This is a genomic window from Ancylobacter sp. FA202 (assembly GCF_000380205.1).
Lineage (GTDB): Bacteria > Pseudomonadota > Alphaproteobacteria > Rhizobiales > Xanthobacteraceae > Ancylobacter.
Map to the genome: position 1 here is coordinate 3,660,522 of NZ_KB904818.1, position 15,335 is coordinate 3,675,856.

Annotated in this window: 17 protein-coding genes; 4 read left to right on the forward strand and 13 right to left on the reverse strand. The window is 64.2% G+C overall.

Going from position 1 to position 15,335, the window contains the following annotated elements:
* Positions 1–2: 2 nt before the first annotated feature.
* The 6 genes from trbK-alt to trbB are packed head-to-tail and all read right to left on the reverse strand — an operon-like array spanning position 3 to position 5,220.
* Positions 3–365 (reverse strand): putative entry exclusion protein TrbK-alt, encoded by a 363-nt coding sequence (trbK-alt, locus tag A3M1_RS0116725; RefSeq protein WP_018390143.1) that lies wholly within the window; start codon positions 363–365, stop codon positions 3–5.
* A 15-nt stretch (positions 366–380) separates the two neighbouring features.
* Complete coding sequence (trbJ, locus tag A3M1_RS0116730; protein WP_018390144.1) at positions 381–1,154, reverse strand: P-type conjugative transfer protein TrbJ; 774 nt, start codon at positions 1,152–1,154, stop codon at positions 381–383.
* Positions 1,151–3,589, reverse strand: a complete 2,439-nt coding sequence (gene trbE, locus A3M1_RS0116735) for a conjugal transfer protein TrbE (RefSeq protein ID WP_018390145.1) — start codon at positions 3,587–3,589, stop codon at positions 1,151–1,153. Before trbE ends, trbJ begins: the two co-directional genes overlap by 4 nt.
* Before the next feature lie 13 nt (positions 3,590–3,602).
* Positions 3,603–3,881: a VirB3 family type IV secretion system protein gene (locus tag A3M1_RS0116740; RefSeq protein ID WP_018390146.1), complete on the reverse strand. Its 279-nt coding sequence runs from the start codon at positions 3,879–3,881 to the stop codon at positions 3,603–3,605.
* Positions 3,881–4,213, reverse strand: coding sequence for a TrbC/VirB2 family protein (locus A3M1_RS0116745; protein ID WP_018390147.1), 333 nt, complete (start codon positions 4,211–4,213; stop codon positions 3,881–3,883). Before A3M1_RS0116745 ends, A3M1_RS0116740 begins: the two co-directional genes overlap by 1 nt.
* The gene (gene trbB, locus A3M1_RS0116750; protein ID WP_018964050.1) at positions 4,210–5,220 is read right to left on the reverse strand and encodes a P-type conjugative transfer ATPase TrbB; all 1,011 of its coding nucleotides are present in this window, start codon (positions 5,218–5,220) and stop codon (positions 4,210–4,212) included. Before trbB ends, A3M1_RS0116745 begins: the two co-directional genes overlap by 4 nt.
* Positions 5,221–5,421: 201 nt before the next feature.
* Between trbB and A3M1_RS0116755 the strand changes: the two genes are divergently transcribed.
* The gene (locus A3M1_RS0116755) at positions 5,422–5,751 is read left to right on the forward strand and encodes a hypothetical protein (RefSeq protein WP_018390149.1); all 330 of its coding nucleotides are present in this window, start codon (positions 5,422–5,424) and stop codon (positions 5,749–5,751) included.
* A 29-nt stretch (positions 5,752–5,780) separates the two neighbouring features.
* Here A3M1_RS0116755 and A3M1_RS0116760 read toward each other — a convergent pair whose 3' ends face one another.
* From A3M1_RS0116760 to A3M1_RS0116770, 3 genes are all read right to left on the reverse strand, one after another.
* Entirely contained in the window at positions 5,781–6,218 is a 438-nt protein-coding gene (locus A3M1_RS0116760) for a CopG family transcriptional regulator (RefSeq protein WP_018390150.1), read from the reverse strand.
* 12 nt (positions 6,219–6,230) lie between these two features.
* Entirely contained in the window at positions 6,231–8,225 is a 1,995-nt protein-coding gene (locus A3M1_RS0116765; RefSeq protein WP_018390151.1) for a conjugal transfer protein TraG, read from the reverse strand.
* A gap of 117 nt (positions 8,226–8,342) precedes the next feature.
* Positions 8,343–8,642, reverse strand: coding sequence for a DNA -binding domain-containing protein (locus A3M1_RS0116770; RefSeq protein ID WP_018390152.1), 300 nt, complete (start codon positions 8,640–8,642; stop codon positions 8,343–8,345).
* 103 nt (positions 8,643–8,745) lie between these two features.
* Between A3M1_RS0116770 and A3M1_RS0116775 the strand changes: the two genes are divergently transcribed.
* Positions 8,746–8,994, forward strand: a complete 249-nt coding sequence (locus A3M1_RS0116775) for a helix-turn-helix domain-containing protein (protein WP_018390153.1) — start codon at positions 8,746–8,748, stop codon at positions 8,992–8,994.
* Between the two features lie 124 nt (positions 8,995–9,118).
* Here A3M1_RS0116775 and A3M1_RS0116780 read toward each other — a convergent pair whose 3' ends face one another.
* Positions 9,119–10,036: a LysR family transcriptional regulator gene (locus tag A3M1_RS0116780; RefSeq protein ID WP_018964049.1), complete on the reverse strand. Its 918-nt coding sequence runs from the start codon at positions 10,034–10,036 to the stop codon at positions 9,119–9,121.
* Between the two features lie 99 nt (positions 10,037–10,135).
* On the reverse strand, positions 10,136–11,149 hold the full coding sequence (locus A3M1_RS0116785) for an SDR family NAD(P)-dependent oxidoreductase (RefSeq protein WP_018390155.1): 1,014 nt from the start codon (positions 11,147–11,149) through the stop codon (positions 10,136–10,138).
* A 113-nt stretch (positions 11,150–11,262) separates the two neighbouring features.
* Between A3M1_RS0116785 and A3M1_RS25135 the strand changes: the two genes are divergently transcribed.
* Positions 11,263–12,219: an AraC family transcriptional regulator gene (locus A3M1_RS25135; RefSeq protein ID WP_081620337.1), complete on the forward strand. Its 957-nt coding sequence runs from the start codon at positions 11,263–11,265 to the stop codon at positions 12,217–12,219.
* 179 nt (positions 12,220–12,398) lie between these two features.
* Here the strand turns inward: A3M1_RS25135 and A3M1_RS0116795 are convergent, their stop codons facing one another.
* Complete coding sequence (locus A3M1_RS0116795) at positions 12,399–13,580, reverse strand: MFS transporter (RefSeq protein ID WP_018390157.1); 1,182 nt, start codon at positions 13,578–13,580, stop codon at positions 12,399–12,401.
* A gap of 38 nt (positions 13,581–13,618) precedes the next feature.
* A complete protein-coding gene (locus tag A3M1_RS0116800; protein WP_018390158.1) occupies positions 13,619–14,326 on the reverse strand; it encodes a type 1 glutamine amidotransferase domain-containing protein in 708 nt (235 codons plus the stop codon).
* Between the two features lie 101 nt (positions 14,327–14,427).
* Here A3M1_RS0116800 and A3M1_RS0116805 point away from each other — a divergent pair, with 101 nt between their 5' ends.
* Positions 14,428–15,309, forward strand: a complete 882-nt coding sequence (locus tag A3M1_RS0116805; protein ID WP_018390159.1) for a LysR family transcriptional regulator — start codon at positions 14,428–14,430, stop codon at positions 15,307–15,309.
* The last annotated feature ends 26 nt before the right edge of the window (positions 15,310–15,335 follow it).

Sequence of the window (15,335 nt, forward strand, 5' to 3'; positions counted from 1 at the left end):
GGTCAGCGCTCCCCGGCCATGCTCGGCTCGGCCGGCGCGGTCTGCTTGGTGACGGGATCGTCGTTCGCAGAGATGGAAGGCGCGGATTGCGGGGCCATGGGTCGCGGCGACCTGTCGAGACCAAGGAAGCGATCGCGGCTCTCGGCCCAGACGCGCAAACATTCGGCATCACGCGCGCCATCCTCGCCGAGACGCTGGCACCGGCGCTGCCCCACACGCAGCGGATCGGACGCGGCCGGCGCAACTACGGCCGGAGCCGGATCGGCCGGCGTGTCGTCCTTGCGGGTCATTTCGATCGCGGTGGCGGTGATCGCAACGCCCGCGAACACGGCGGCGGCGATACGGGCGAGCGTTTTGCCTTCCATGGCGCGTCTCCCCGGTCAGTTGTTGCCGTTGTTGAACATCTGCGCATTGCCGGGCTGGTAGCCCGTGCCCGGCGTCAGAAAGCGGCGGCGTTGCTCGCGGCCCTGTTCGGCTGCGGCGGCCCGCTCGGCCTCGGTCAGCGCCTGCGCCCGGCCGTTGGCGGCAACGACGGCGGTGAGATCGGCGAGCTGCTGGGCCTGGAGCGCGAGAAGCTGGTTGCCGGCCTGCGTCGCCTGAAGCGCTCCGGTGGCGGATTGGCTCGATCCGACCAGGGCCGACATCTGAGCGCGGTTGGTGTCGATATTGCCGACTACACCGGCCTGCACCTTCATGGCGTCCTGCAAGCCGCCGACGGTGTTCTGCCAGCGCGAGCGGGCGTCGGAGACAAGCTGGCTGTCGGAGGCCGACATCGAGATGTTGCCATATTGCTGCTGGAAGGCGCGGTCGATCTGCTGGACATCGAAAGCGATGTTCTGCGCCTGGCTGAGAAGCTGCTGGGTGCGCTGGACCGACTGCTGCAATTGCTGGAGCGACGAATATGGCAGGCTGGCCAGATTGCGCGCCTGATTGATCAGCATCGTCGCTTCGTTCTGAAGCTGGGTGATCTGCTGATTGACCGACTGGAGCGTGCGCGCCGCCGTCAGGATGTTCTGCGCATAGTTCGACGGATCGAACACGATGCGGCCGAACTGCGCGTGCGCAGGCGTCGTCACGAAGATCGGCGAAAGAGCGATCGGGGCGGCCAGCAAGACAGCGGCGAAGCGGACGTGAAGGGAACGGCGAGAGGTCATAACGGAATCTCCATGTTGGTGAGGTTGGGGATGAGGTCTGCCGCCCAGGTCAGGCCGCGATGGCGCAGCCAGGCGGCAAGGAAGCCGGCGCGGCCGTGCTCGGCGACGATGCGGGCGATCTCGATCTGATCGGTCTTCGACGAGACGGCGCAGAGCGCCAACGCCACGTCGGACAGACCCAGCTCGAACAGCCGGTTGCCGCGCCGGGACTGGCAGTAATAGTCCCGCTTCGGAACTGCCCGCGCGAGGATCTCGATCTGGCGGTCGTTGAGGCCGAAGCGACGATAGATGGCCGTGATCTGCGGTTCGATCGCCCGTTCGTTCGGGAGTAGAAGCCGGGTCTGGCAGCTTTCGATGATGGCGGGCGCGATGGCCGAACCGTCGATGTCGGACAGCGACTGGGTGGCGAAGATCACGCTGGCGTTCTTCTTGCGCAGCGTCTTCAGCCATTCGCGGAGCTGGCCGGCGAACCCTTCGTCGTCCAGCGCCAGCCAGCCTTCGTCGATGATGATGAGCGTCGGTGAGCCGTCGAGCCGGTCGCCGATGCGGTGGAACAGGTAGGCCAGCACGGCAGGCGCGGCGTCGGTGCCGATCAACCCCTCGGTCTCGAAGGCCTGAACCGTAGCGGAGCCGAGATATTCGGCCTCGGCATCGAGCAAGCGGCCATGGGCGCCGCCGACGCAATAAGGCCGGAGCGCCTGCTTCAGGTCGTTGGACTGGAGGAGCACGGACAGGCCCGTGATCGTCCTTTCGCCGACCGGCGCGGACGCCAACGAAGTCAACGCGGTCCAGATGTATTCCTTGACCTCGGGCGTGATGGAGACGCCTTCGCAGGTGAGGATCGCCACGATCCAATCGGCGGCCCAGGCGCGCTCGGGCACGTCATGGATACGGGCGAGCGGCTGGAGCGACACGCTCTCCTCCGCCCCATCCGACAATCCGCCGCCGAGATCATGCCAGTCCCCACCCATCGCCAGCGCGGCGGCACGAATACTGCCGCCGAAATCGAAGGCGAACACCTGCGCTTGCGGGTAACGCCGGAACTGCACGGCCATCAGTGCCAGCAACACGGACTTGCCGGCGCCGGTCGGGCCGACGACCAGCGTGTGGCCGACATCGCCGACGTGAAGGGATAACCGGAACGGGGTCGAGCCTTCGGTCTTGCCGAAGAGCAGTGGGGGCGCTGCAAAATGCTCGTCCCGTTCCGGACCCGCCCATACCGCCGAAAGCGGGATCATGTGGGCAAGGTTCAAAGTCGAAATCGGCGGTTGCCGGACATTGGCGTAGACATGGCCGGGCAAGCTGCCGAGCCAGGCGTCCGCCGCGTTGATGGTTTCCGCCATCGCCGTGAAATCGCGGCCTTGGACTATTTTTTCCGTCAGCCGCAGCTTCTCGTCGGCGATACGCGGATCGTCGTCCCAGACCGTGATCGTCGCGGTTACATAGGCGACTCCGGCATAGTCCGCGCCGAGTTCCTGCAGGGCTATATCAGCATCGGCCGCTTTGTTGGCGGCATCGGTATCGACCAGCGCCGAGGCTTCGTTGGTCATCACCTCCTTGAGGATCGCGGCGATCGACTTGCGCTTGGCGAACCACTGCCGCCGGATCCTGGTCAGCAGCTTGGTGGCGTCGGTCTTGTCGAGCAGGATGGCGCGGGTGGACCAGCGATAGGGAAAGGCCAGCCGGTTCAGCTCGTCGAGCAGGCCGGGCGTGGTCGCGGTCGGGAAGCCGACGATGGTCAGGACGCGCAGGTGCGTCGAACCCAATCGCGGCTCCAGCCCGCCGGTGAGCGGCTGGTCGGCGACGAGCGCGTCGAGATACATCGGCGTCTCCGGCACACGGACGCGATGGCGCTGGGTCGAGACGCACGAATGCAGGTAGGTCAGCGTCTCGGCGTCATCGAGCCAGACGCATTCCGGCATGAAGCCGTCCACCAGTTGAAGCACGCGGTCGGTGCGATCGACAAAGCCCGTGATCATCTCGCGTCCATCGACGCCAGACCGCTCGCGACCCTCGTACAGCCAGCTCTCGGCCCGTGCGGCGTCCTCTGCTGGGGGCAGATAGGTGAAAGTCAGGAAGTAGCTGGACTCGTAGTGCGAGGCGGTTTCCTCGAAATCCGCTCTGCGCTCGGCATCAACCAGCGCCGAGGCGGCATCGGGAAACATGCTCGCTGGATAGGACGCGGCCTCATGGCGCTGTGCTTCGACGAAGATCGCCCATCCCGATCCGAGGCGACGGAAGGCGTTGTTCAATCGGCCTGCGACGGCGACAAGTTCGACCGGGACGGCGCTATCGAGGTCGGGACCGCGAAACCGCGCGGTGCGCTGGAAGCTGCCGTCCTTGTTGAGGACGACGCCGGAACCGACCAGCGCCACCCAGGGCAGGAAGTCGGCGAGACGGGTGGCGGTGCGACGATATTCGGCCAAATTCATCATGGCATCAGCCTCCTCAAACCGACAGGTGGCCCGGGATGCGCAGGTGGCGGCGCACCACATCGACGAACATCGGATCGCGCTTGGCCGCCCAGACGGCCGCGAGATGGCCGATGGCCCAGATGGCGAGACCGACCAGCCAGAGGCGCAGACCGAGGCCGAGCGCTGCCGCCAGTGTGCCGTTGAGGATGGCGAGCCCCCGTGGTGCGCCGCCGAGCAGGATGTGCTCGGTCAGCGCCCGGTGGACGGCTACGGAATAGCCCGGCACCTCGGCCTGCTCGACGACGCCGACCATCAGACGAGCGCCCCGCCGCCGAACGAGAAGAACGACAGGAAGAAGCTCGACGCGGCAAACGCGATCGACAGGCCGAAGACGATCTGGATCAGACGCCGGAAACCTCCCGAGGTGTCGCCGAAGGCGAGCGCTAGGCCGGTCGAGATGATGACGATCACCGCGATGATCTTGGCGACCGGGCCTTCGATCGACTGGAGGATGGATTGCAGCGGCGCTTCCCACGGCATTGACGAGCCGGAGGCGTAGGCGGCGGGCGCCAACATGAGGCTGAGGGAAACGGTGGCGGCGGCCATCGCCATGTGGCGGCAGCCGCGCGAAAGCGTGCGGATCATCGGATATCTCCTGTGAGGTTGAGGACGGGCTGGATGTCGCCGCCGTCGTTGACGGCCGGCACGACGCGGTAATCGCCTTGCGCGTCGAGACCTTCGACACGGGCGAGTTCGACAAGGCGGCGCTGCGATCCGCGTCCGGCGAGCACCGCGACGAGATCGATCGTCTCGGCGATCAGCGCGCGCGGCACCGTGACGACGGCTTCCTGAATGAGCTGTTCGAGGCGGCGGATCGCACCGATGGCGTTGCCTGCGTGGATAGTGCCGATACCGCCGGGATGGCCGGTGCCCCACGCCTTCAGGAGGTCGAGAGCCTCCGGGCCGCGTACCTCACCGATTGGAATGCGATCGGGGCGCAGGCGCAGCGATGAGCGGACAAGATCTGAGAGCGAGGCGACGCCATCCTTGGTGCGCATGGCGACGAGGTTCGGCGCGGCGCATTGCAGCTCGCGCGTATCCTCGATGATGACGACGCGATCGGCGGTCTTCGCCACCTCGGCCAGCAGCGCATTGGTCAGCGTGGTCTTGCCGGTCGAGGTGCCGCCCGCAACAAGGATATTGGCGCGCGACGCGACGGCTGAACGCAGCGACTCGGCCTGCTCCGCCGACATGATCCCGGCGGCGACGTAATCGTCGAGCGTGAACACGGCGACGGCGGGTTTACGGATCGCGAAGCACGGCGCGGCGACGACGGGCGGCAACAGCCCCTCGAACCGTTCGCCGGTTTCGGGCAACTCCGCCGATACGCGGGGTGCGCCGGCATGGACTTCGGCACCGACATGATGTGCGACCAGGCGCACGATGCGTTCGCCATCGGCGGGGGCCAAAAACTCGCCAGTGTCGGACAGGCCTTCCGACAGCCGGTCGATCCACAGCCGCCCGTCCGGGTTCAGCATCACCTCGACGACGGTGGGATCTTCCAGAAAACGCGCGATGGCGGGGCCGAGCGCGGTGCGCAACATGCGCGCGCCCCGCGTCAAACTCTCCGAATTCTGGTGCGATACCGCCATCCGATCCCCGATCTCGCCGGGGACAACACAGACGCTTCCCGGACGGGGATGATTAAAAGAGCCGGAAGTTTGGCGGATTCAACAAGTATCTAACAGCCGGCGGCCATGGCGAAGAAAAGGCGGCAATCGGCGGATTGAAAATCCCACGATCGATAGTGATGGGCTATGTCTACGCCTATCGAAATCAGAAAAGGCAACGCAATGAGCAATAATCCGGGAAAGAAAGGCAAGCCTGCGCCGTGGGTCAAGCGGGAGCGCGACGATCGCGACCGGGCGCTGGACGGGTATAAGCAGGCGCATCATCCGGCCTATCGGGCGTGGCGCGAGGCTCGTAGCGAAGTCGGCAGGAAAGCGCGTGCGGAGGCGGAAGCTCTGTTTCCGGGCTTATCGGAAATCAGCCAGTCGATGAAGCACGCCGACAAGGCGGTCAGCGCCTGGGATAAGGCGAACAAGAACCCGATGACATGGGAGGAATCGCAGGCGTTGGAGGCCGAGTTCGCCAAGAGCTATGTTCCGATCGACCGATCATAGGTCGTGCGACGGACGATCAGCGGCGTCGATTATACAGCCTTATCGCTACCAACTCGTCCTGAGTCGATGTCTCGCGACAGGTCTTTCAGGAACCGATCACCCGTCGCCAATCTGCGCCCGAGCGATTGCAGGAATCCATCGAACCGCTCCGCGCCCTTTGCACGGGCTGACGCCTGGGCACTGTCGGGCAGCGGCGGGGTCACGGTCAACCAGAAGCGGATGAACAGCGACAGCGTCTCGCCGAGGATGGCGAGATCCTCGTCCAGCCCATCGACCTGTCGGCCGAGCTTGTCCATGCGACGGGCGAACACCGCCTCCAGCCGCTCGGAGGCATCGGCCGACAGGAAGGATGCGACGGCCGCTTCGATCACGGCCGACTTGGAGACGTTGCGGCGCAGCGCCAGCGCTTCGACCTTCTTCAACAGGTCCGGCTCGAAATAGACGTTCATGCGGGTCTTGGTCTGCATGGCGGCGGCTCCTTACAGTTCGATGCCGTCGGCCGGGTCCATCGTCGCCTGACGGGCGACGGACGTGACCTGTTGGCGCATGGTTCGGGATTTGGCGGCGTCCACGTCCGGTTCGTCGTCGAGCACGTCGAACTCGCCAGGCACTGGACGTTCGTCCGGCACGATCTCCTCATGCTCGGGTAGTTCCGGTTCGCGGCGGATGCCGGCATTAGCGGGATCGGTGGCAGCGGCGTCGAGCATCGGCGGCGGGGATGGTACGGCGGGCGTCGGGATTGTCAGCGCCGACCAGTCGTCGTGCGATGGCGCTCTCGACGCCTTGACCACGGCGGACAGGTTCGGCGGAGGCAGCAGCCGCTCCTTGAAACGGGCATCCTCGTAATAGCGCGCCTTCTTTGCCCGGATCGGCGGCACGCCCGCGACCAACAGCAGTTCGTCGGTGGGTGGAAGCTGCATCACCTCGCCGGGGGTGAGCAGCGGCCGGGCCGTCTCCTGCCGCGACACCATGAGATGGCCGAGCCAGGGCGATAGCCGGTGGCCGGCATAGTTGGTGGAATCGCGCATCTCGGTCGCGGTGCCGAGCGAATCCGACACCCGCTTGGCGGTGCGCTCGTCATTGGTGGCGAAGGCGACGCGCACATGGCAGTTGTCGAGCACCGAATTGTTCGCGCCATAGGCCTTCTCGATCTGGTTCAGCGACTGCGCGATCAGGAAACTCTTGATGCCGTAGCCGGCCATGAACGCCAGCGCCGACTCGAAGAAGTCGAGCCGGCCAAGTGCGGGAAACTCGTCGAGCATCAGCAGCAATCGGTGGCGATCGGCGGAGGCGTTCAATTCCTCGGTCAGGCGCCGTCCGACCTGATTGAGGATCAGGCGGATCAGTGGCTTGGTGCGAGCGATGTCGGAGGGCGGTACGACGAGGTAAAGGCTGACCGGCCGCTTGCCCGCGACGAGATCGGCGATGCGCCAGTCGCAGCGCGCCGTCACCTTCGCCACGACCGGATCGCGATAGAGACCGAGGAACGACATTGCGGTGGACAGCACGCCGGAGCGCTCGTTGTCGGATTTGTTGAGCAGCTCGCGCGCCGACGAGGCGATGACAGGATGGACGCCGGCTTCGCCCAGATGCGGCGTGGACATCATGGCGCGCAGTGTCGCTTCCACCGGGCGTTTCGGATCGGAGAGGAAGTTGGCGACGCCGGCCAGCGTCTTGTCCGCCTCGGCATAGAGGACGTGCAGGATCACGCCGACCAGCAACGAATGGCTGGTCTTTTCCCAGTGGTTGCGCTTGTCGAGCGCGCCTTCGGGATCGACCAGGATGTCGGCGATATTCTGGACGTCGCGCACTTCCCAATCGCCGCGCCGCACCTCCAGCAGCGGATTGTACGCGGAAGATTTGGCATCGGTCGGATCGAACAGCAGCACGCGGCCATGCCCGGCGCGGAAACCCGCCGTCAGGCCCCAGTTCTCGCCCTTGATGTCGTGGACGATGACGCTTCCGGGCCAAGTGAGCAACGTTGGCACGACGAGGCCGACGCCCTTACCGGAGCGGGTCGGCGCGAAGCACAGCACATGCTCCGGCCCGTGGTGGCGTAGATAGTCACGATCGAGCCGGCCGAGCACCACGCCATCCGGGCCGAGCAACCCGGCTGCCTTCACCTCTTCGGGCGAAGCCCAGCGCGCCGAGCCGTAGGTGGCGACGTTCTTCGCCTCGCGCGCCCGGATGATCGACAGGGTGATGGCGACGGCGATGGAGATGAAGCCGCCCGACGCGGCGATGATCGCCCCTTCGACGAAGATACCGGGCGCGTAGGCATCGTAGGAGTACCACCACCAGAAGAAGGCTGGCGGATAATAGACCGGCCAACCGCCCAGCTCGAACCATGGTGCGCCAAGTTGCCCCTGAAAGCCGAGCCGCCACGCCGTCCACTCGGTCGCGCCCCAGATCGTCGCCAGCACGATGGTGACGACGATGGTGATCTGGCCCCAGAGGACACGGCTTCCCGACATACAGGCTCCAATCGGCAAAAGAGATGGAGCCCATCAGAGAATAGTCGGTTTCGCGAGAGGCAATAGGAAAGAACAGCGAGCGTGCTGCCGGATACCATGGCGTAGAAATCGGATGGGTCAGTGTCGCGTGTTGTGGGCCTCTTCGACGGCCTGTTCGAGTATCTTCCGGTAGCCGATCTTGGTCATCCACTGCGCGCGGGCGAGATGGCTTTCCCAGCACGTCCGCGTTCGGCCTGTTTCCGCGACCGGATCACGGTGCAGGACGATCCGCGCCACCTCCGTCCAGTCGGCACCGTCGGTCTCGGCGTCCAGCAGACGCAGATAGGTGACGAAATGCGCCTCGTCATAAACGGTCACGTCGGGCTCCACTGGAGCCAGGTCATCAACGTCAGGATCGAGTTCGGGTTTGACACGCATCTGGTCCTCCCTGGGACCCGCAGAAACGATAATCCTGAAATGGGATAATCCCAAATCAGGATTAGCAAAACTGCTCCCCTTTTTCAATGGAGAGCCGTTCCGAATGCAGAAAACCTTGCGCTCGCCCCGCCAAAAACTTCTTCAGACACTTCTCTCGGCAGCACGCAAGGACAGAAATCTGACGCAGGCAGAACTTGCCGAGCGACTGAACAAGCCGCAGTCCTTCGTCGCCAAGTATGAGAACGGAGAGCGACGGATTGATGTTGTCGAGTTCGTGGATATTGCGGCTGCGCTTGAAGTGTCCACCGCTGAAATACTGTCGAGGATCGAATCGGACGGTCGCGTGTCATGACAAGCAACTGACTGAGGAAGAACCGGCCGAGCGCGCGGCGTGAGCGCCCCTTATGTTGCGGCGATCCAACGCGCAGGCGTGTCAGCCAGCCTCATCGTCTCGGGTTGGGTAGCAGAAGCGTTGGTTATCGAGCCAGGGGTTTACTGAAAGATTCAGAAGGGCGGGGCTGAGCACTGGCCTTTTTGGCGAGGTCGAGGAAATCGCGGAGTGCTGGTGCGCGGTTGTTTGGCGACCATACGGCGGAGAAAACGACAGGTCCCGGCTCGTCAAGAACGGGCAGGAACACCACGCCCGGAAATCGGATTTGCGACGTAGCCTCTGTGGCAAGCGTCACACCGTAACCTTGCTCCACCATCGATATCAGGGTCAGCCGATCGACGTCGAAGCGCTGGATGGATGGTCGCGGCCAACGCTCGGCGAGGCGTAGCAAGATAAGGTCATAGAGTTGCGGGCCTGTTCCACCATACCGGACCAGAAAGGTCTCGGCCGAAATGTCTTGCCACAAGACACCTGCGCCGTCGGCAAGTGGATGGGCCGCGGGTAAGGCGATCATCAGTTGCTCAGTCCATATTGGCTTGGAATGACAATCGGGAATGTCCGGTGCGCCCAGCACCAACGCGACATCCAGATGCCCGTCACGCACCTGCTTCACCGCGTCCCCGGCGCTGCGCTCAGCGATCTTGATATCGACGCCGGGGTGCATTTCGCGGTAGCGGTTCAGGAGACAGGCGAGGAAGCCGTTGGAGATCAGCGCATATGCGCTGATGCGGAGATGCCCCTGTTCGCCGCGCGCCAGCAAGCCAGCGGTCTTTACCGCGTGGTCGAGGTGATCGATGCCGACCGCCACCTGATCGACGAAATGCCGGCCCGCCTCGGTCAGCCGTACGCCGCGCGGTAGGCGCTCGAACAGCAGGATGCCAAGATCCTGCTCCAGCAGCTTGACGCGGGTGCTGACGCTGGACTGGCTCACGCCAAGAACATTGGCTGCATGGCGGAAGTTCAGATGTTCCGCCACGGCCAACGTTTGGATCAACGACGCCAATGGAATACGAGAGCCTAGAGGTGAGCGTGTCCCGTCCGATCGCAGCGGCCTTTTATCTTTTGCCTTGAGTGAGGAAAGCCGCCGCATCGCCTTAGCACTTTACGTCGGTAGTTTGGCAGTAGAGGTTCGATCACCATCCGCCTCGTCACGTCTAACCGTCGTGAACGTATCGACGCCCGTCGACGCGGCGGAAAGCGCCCAAAGTTGGGCAGCCTCTTGCGCATCGGCAGCATAAACCTTTACGCCGACGAAGGGTTCGCTGGCCGTTTCGGCGCGGACCGCCACGTCGCAATCTTCGCAATAGAGCCCGCCAAGCCCATCGAGTTGCGGCGAAGTCGCAGCCCAGACCTGGGTCGCCGCTCCCTGCTGTGGTGTCTTGAATGTCGGGTCCGCTGGCACGCCGCTCGCATCGAGCCAGCCTTCGACGGTCATTTCTTCCATCGTCAGATGCCGCTGAAGCGGCGTAAATATCTTGCCGGGATGCAGCGAGAAGGCGCGCACGTGATCGTCTTTTCCCAGCCAGTCGAGATGAACAGCGAACAGAGCGTTGGCTGTCTTCGACTGCCCGTAGGCGAGCCACTTGTCGTAGCCGCGCGTGAACTGGATGTCGTCCCAGCGGATCGATGAGTTGTGATGGCCGGCGGAGGAAACCGCGATCACGCGCGCACCGCCCCGGAGTGCAGGCCACAGCCGGTTGGTCAGCGCGAAATGTCCCAGGTGATTTGTGGCGAACTGCGCTTCCCAGGCGGAACCAACCCGCGTCTCGGGGCAAGCCATGATGCCAGCATTGTTGATCAACAGATCGATATGGAGATCTTTGGCGAGGACGCGTTCTGCGAAAGAGCGAACGCTGTCGAGGTCCGACAGGTTCATTTCCTCGACCGCGACGCGGGGAAGTCCCTTCGTCGCCATCTCGGCTTCAGTCGGATGACGCGCGGCGACAATAACCCGCGCGCCAGCCCCGGCCAGCGCCTTCGTCGTCTCCAGGCCGAGGCCCGAATGACCGCCGGTGACGATGGCGACCTTCCCTGAGAGGTCGATCCCGGTCAGAACTTCTGTTGCTGTGGTTTGAGGCCCAAAACCTGAGCCTAGTGGCGTCTGTAGATCGATCATGATGCTTCTCCGAGGAATGCGACTTGCGCTGTCCAGACATGATGAATGCTGGAACGCGCATGATCCATGCGATATGATGCGTTATTCATTCTCGATCGTTCGGATTTATCGCCTTGGACCCTTTGTCTGAAGTCCTCTCCATGCTGAAGCCAAGAAGCGCAATCAGCGCCGGTCTCGATGCGGGCAGTGAATGGGCGATCCGTTTTCCGCCACACGAGGGCATCAAGTTCAATGCGGTCATGCGCGGTGCCTGCTGGGTCGCGGTCGAAGGTGAAGCCGCGCCCCAACGGATCGAGGCCGGAGATTGCTTCCTGCTGACCCGTGGACGCCCCTTCGTCTTTGCGACTGACCTCGCATTGCCCACGATCGAGTCCCCGACCATCTACGACGCTGCGGTGGACGGTATCGCGACCTGCAATGGCGGCGGTGATTTCTTCCTGATTGGCGGTCGCTTTTCGTTCGCCGGCGACCATGCCGATATGCTGCTCGGCGCGCTGCCGGCCATCGTCCATGTGCGTGATGCCTCGAACCAAGCCATCGTGCTGCGCTTCGCACTGGAGCAGCTTGCGGCGGAGCTGAAGAGCCGCCCGCCCGGCGGCGCGCTCATGGCCGAACACCTTGCCCAGATCATGCTGCTCCAGGTTCTGCGGCTCTGGCTTGTTTCCGAAAAGGACCAGCGTTCCGGCTGGCTGGGGGCGCTTTCCGACCCGCGCCTGGCAAGAGCCATCGGCGCCCTTCATGCCGAACCCGCCCGACGCTGGCGGGTTGCCGAGCTTGCGGACATTGCCGGCATGTCGCGTACCACCTTCGCGGTGCGATTCCGCGAGGCGGTCTGTCAACCGCCGCTCGACTATTTGATCGGTTGGCGGATGCGCCTTGCCGCTGATCGGCTCCGACGCACGCAAGATAGCTTGGCCACGATCGCCTTCGCGGTTGGCTACGAATCCGAAGCGGCCTTCAGTACAGTTTTCCGGCGCGTGATGGGTTGTGCGCCGGGGAAGTATCGGCGCACTCCCGCTGCGGTGCACTCTGCCTCGATTATCACAGATCTGTATAAATCGCCTGGGTGAGGTCAGCCGGGAATCGGCCGCCGGCTGATTGGCCCTCCAAGCGCGAATTCCTAACTGCGACGAGCGTGAACTTGCCCGTCCAATCGACGAACGACAATTTATGGATCTCGCCAAGGTGCCATGTACTGGGTGCTTCCCAACACCTCGCTGGCTATCCGGCGATATCCTCATTCGGGCGCTCAATCACGTTTTCCTTTTCGCAGCAGCAGCAGCACGATGATACCGACGACTGCGGCTACCGCACCGAGGGGCGCTGTGGCCGCCAGACCCAGACTTCCGATCACCCCACCGCCCAGGATCGAGCCAAGTGCGATGCCGGAATTGAACCCGGCGATGTTGAGGCCGGCGGCGGCGGCGAGCGCATGGGGGGCGTGCCGTTCCGCGATGCCGATTACGCGGGCCTGCATGGCGGGAACTGCCGCATAGGTCAGCGCGCCAAGAGCCGCGATCAGCACTGCCATGATGGGAATAGAGCCGGCCGCGGGCCACATTGCGCCGAGCACGAGCGCCAAGCCAATCAGGACGATCATCACCGCCTTGTCGGGTCCAAGCCGGTCGGTCATGCGCCCGCCCACGATATTGCCAATGGCTGCGGCAATGCCATAGACCAGCATCATCGCGGCGACGAGAGGCGCATCCATGCCCGTCACCTCGATCAGCAACGGCGAGATGTAGGAAAACAGGGCGAATGACCCCGTATAAGCCAACACGGTGATCAAGGCTGCGCCAAGAAGCCTGCGGTCGAATAGCGCGACCAGATTGTGGAAGGCGTCCTTCGCCACGCCGCCATCCCTGCCGTTCGGCATCAGAAAGGCCAGCCCGAGGAAGCCGACAGCGCCACAGGCGGCGACGCCCATGAAGATGGCCTGCCAGGTCCAGATGCCGCCAAGGAGTGTCCCGATCGGCACGCCGAAGGCGAGCGCCAGCGTGAGGCCGCCAAACACGACGGCCACGGCGCTCCCGGCGCGCTCGGGTGCCACCAGCCGGGTCGCGGCGCTGGAGGCGACGGCGAGGAAGACGCCATGCCCGAGGCCCGATCCGAACCGGGCTGCCAGCAGCGAGGTCAGATCGCCGGACAGACCCACGACGAAGTTGCCGACAGTGAACACCGCCATGGCCGCCAGCAGCAGATGCTTGCGGCTCCAGGCGGCGGCCAACGCGGTGAGGATGGGTGCCCCGATGGTAGCGCCGAACGCGTAGGCGGCGACGGCGCCGCCGACCTGATCGACGCCGACATGGAGATCGTTCGCGATGGCCGATACGAGGCCGATGGTGACAAACTCGGTGAAGCCCAGCGCAAATGCCGAGAGCGCGAAGACATAGATGACGAGCGGAATGCTCCGGGCATGCGGCGTAGTCATGGAAAGTAACTTTCTTTGATTGGTTGCGAAGACCCGGCTCAATCGGCTGAGGCGAGCGCCAGTGCTTCAAGGGTCAATTTGGCGGTCAGCGCCGAGGACGCCGGGTTCTGGCCCGTCACGAGCCGGCCATCAGCAATGGCGAACGGCTGAAAATCAGCGATGCTCTCGTAGCGGCCGCCTAACGCGCGCAGGCGGGTTTCCAGCAGGAACGGGACGGCCTCGGCCAGCCCTACGGCTCGCTCCTCGCTGTCGGTGAAGCCGGTGACGCGCCGACCTCTCACCAGCGGCGCACCCGTTTCGTCTTTGACGTTCACAAGGCCAGCCGGACCGTGGCAGACGGCGGCGATCACCTTGCCCTGCGCCCATATCGCATTGAGAAGTGCAGCGAGCGCCGTGCTTTGCGGCAAGTCCCACATCGTTCCATGCCCTCCGGGCAGAAACACAGCGTCATAGGTGGATACGTCGATGTCCTCGACGGCCGTGGTCGCTGTGAGCGCGTCGGACGCCTCCCCGTCACCCAGGAAGCGATCCACACTATCCTCGTTCTCGCCTCTGGCTTTTACCGATCGGGGATCGATCGGCGCCGGGCCACCTTGAATGGAGGCCAGCGTCACCGACGCGCCGGCATCGACGAAGGCGTAGTAAGGTGTCGCCAGTTCCTCAAACCACAGGCCGGTCGGTTTGTCGGTCTGGCCCATCGTGGCGCTGGACGTAAGGATCATCAGAATTTTGAGCTTGGTAGGCATTGGGTCACTCCGGTTGTTGCCCGGAACATGCCTCACGCCAGTACGCGACAAAAATAATTCATTATGCTATCAGCCATAGAAACAACTATGGCTTGGTACTCATGAACTACCTCGTCTATCTGCGCACCTTCCTCGACACCTACCGCGCCGGCTCGCTGACCCGTGCGGCCGGGCGTCTCGGCATTACCCAGCCGGCAGCGTCCGCACACATCGCCTCGCTGGAGGAGATGCTGGGCAAGCCGCTCTTCATCCGGCAGGCGCGCGGGGTCGCCCCGACGGCCGCTGCCGACGATCTCGCCCGTTCGATCGCCTCCCAGCTCGACGGGATTGAGGCGACCATGGGTGCGGCCCGGGCGCGCTCCAGCCATTTGAGCGGCACCGTCCATCTGGTCGGCCCCGCGGAATATCTTTCCGCCCGCATCGGCCCCGCCCTGGCGCCGCTCGTCGGGGAAGGTCTGCGGCTACGCATCCAGACTGGCAATCGCGAGCGTATCTATGCGGCGCTCGACGAGGGCCATGCCGATCTTGCCGTCACCGCTTCATCGCCAAACGGCAGCGTCCATGGCTTTGCCGAACTGGGTCGGGAACGCCTGATGCTGGTCGCCGCACCGGCTATTACAGAACGGACCAAAGCGCGCATCGTCACCGCCGAATTCCTGTGCGGTTTGCCCTGTATCGCCTATGATGAGACCCTGCCGTTGCTGCACCCGTTCTTCGAACACGTCTTTGGCAAGGCCCCCGACATGCAGGCCGTGGTGACGGCGCCCGACCTGCGTATCCTGATCGGCATGGCCCAGGCCGGAACGGGATGGACGGTGCTGCCGGACTATCTATGCGCCGAAGCGCTGGCGAGCGGGCAACTCGTGGAACTGCCGACGACGCGGCCGGGGCCGGACAACACGCTCTATCTCGTCTGGAACAAGACGGCGCTGCGCCATCCTCGTGTCGTGTACGTCAGAGATTTTCTGCTGCGTGCGGTTTGAGCGCGTAAACGTGGATGAACGGCTGC

Bases quoted from the DNA above. Each gene is read 5' to 3' on its own strand.
- A3M1_RS0116770 (WP_018390152.1), bottom strand. From the start codon at position 8,642: ATGCGTGTCAAACCCGAACTCGATCCTGACGTTGATGACCTGGCTCCA.
- A3M1_RS0116785 (WP_018390155.1), bottom strand. From the start codon at position 11,149: ATGATCGATCTACAGACGCCACTAGGCTCAGGTTTTGGGCCTCAAACC.
- A3M1_RS0116775 (WP_018390153.1), top strand. From the start codon at position 8,746: ATGCAGAAAACCTTGCGCTCGCCCCGCCAAAAACTTCTTCAGACACTT.
- A3M1_RS0116795 (WP_018390157.1), bottom strand. From the start codon at position 13,580: ATGACTACGCCGCATGCCCGGAGCATTCCGCTCGTCATCTATGTCTTC.
- trbJ (WP_018390144.1), bottom strand. From the start codon at position 1,154: ATGACCTCTCGCCGTTCCCTTCACGTCCGCTTCGCCGCTGTCTTGCTG.
- trbE (WP_018390145.1), bottom strand. From the start codon at position 3,589: ATGATGAATTTGGCCGAATATCGTCGCACCGCCACCCGTCTCGCCGAC.
- A3M1_RS0116800 (WP_018390158.1), bottom strand. From the start codon at position 14,326: ATGCCTACCAAGCTCAAAATTCTGATGATCCTTACGTCCAGCGCCACG.
- A3M1_RS0116805 (WP_018390159.1), top strand. From the start codon at position 14,428: ATGAACTACCTCGTCTATCTGCGCACCTTCCTCGACACCTACCGCGCC.
- trbK-alt (WP_018390143.1), bottom strand. From the start codon at position 365: ATGGAAGGCAAAACGCTCGCCCGTATCGCCGCCGCCGTGTTCGCGGGC.
- A3M1_RS0116765 (WP_018390151.1), bottom strand. From the start codon at position 8,225: ATGTCGGGAAGCCGTGTCCTCTGGGGCCAGATCACCATCGTCGTCACC.
- A3M1_RS0116745 (WP_018390147.1), bottom strand. From the start codon at position 4,213: ATGATCCGCACGCTTTCGCGCGGCTGCCGCCACATGGCGATGGCCGCC.
- A3M1_RS0116740 (WP_018390146.1), bottom strand. From the start codon at position 3,881: ATGGTCGGCGTCGTCGAGCAGGCCGAGGTGCCGGGCTATTCCGTAGCC.
- A3M1_RS0116755 (WP_018390149.1), top strand. From the start codon at position 5,422: ATGAGCAATAATCCGGGAAAGAAAGGCAAGCCTGCGCCGTGGGTCAAG.
- A3M1_RS0116760 (WP_018390150.1), bottom strand. From the start codon at position 6,218: ATGCAGACCAAGACCCGCATGAACGTCTATTTCGAGCCGGACCTGTTG.
- trbB (WP_018964050.1), bottom strand. From the start codon at position 5,220: ATGGCGGTATCGCACCAGAATTCGGAGAGTTTGACGCGGGGCGCGCGC.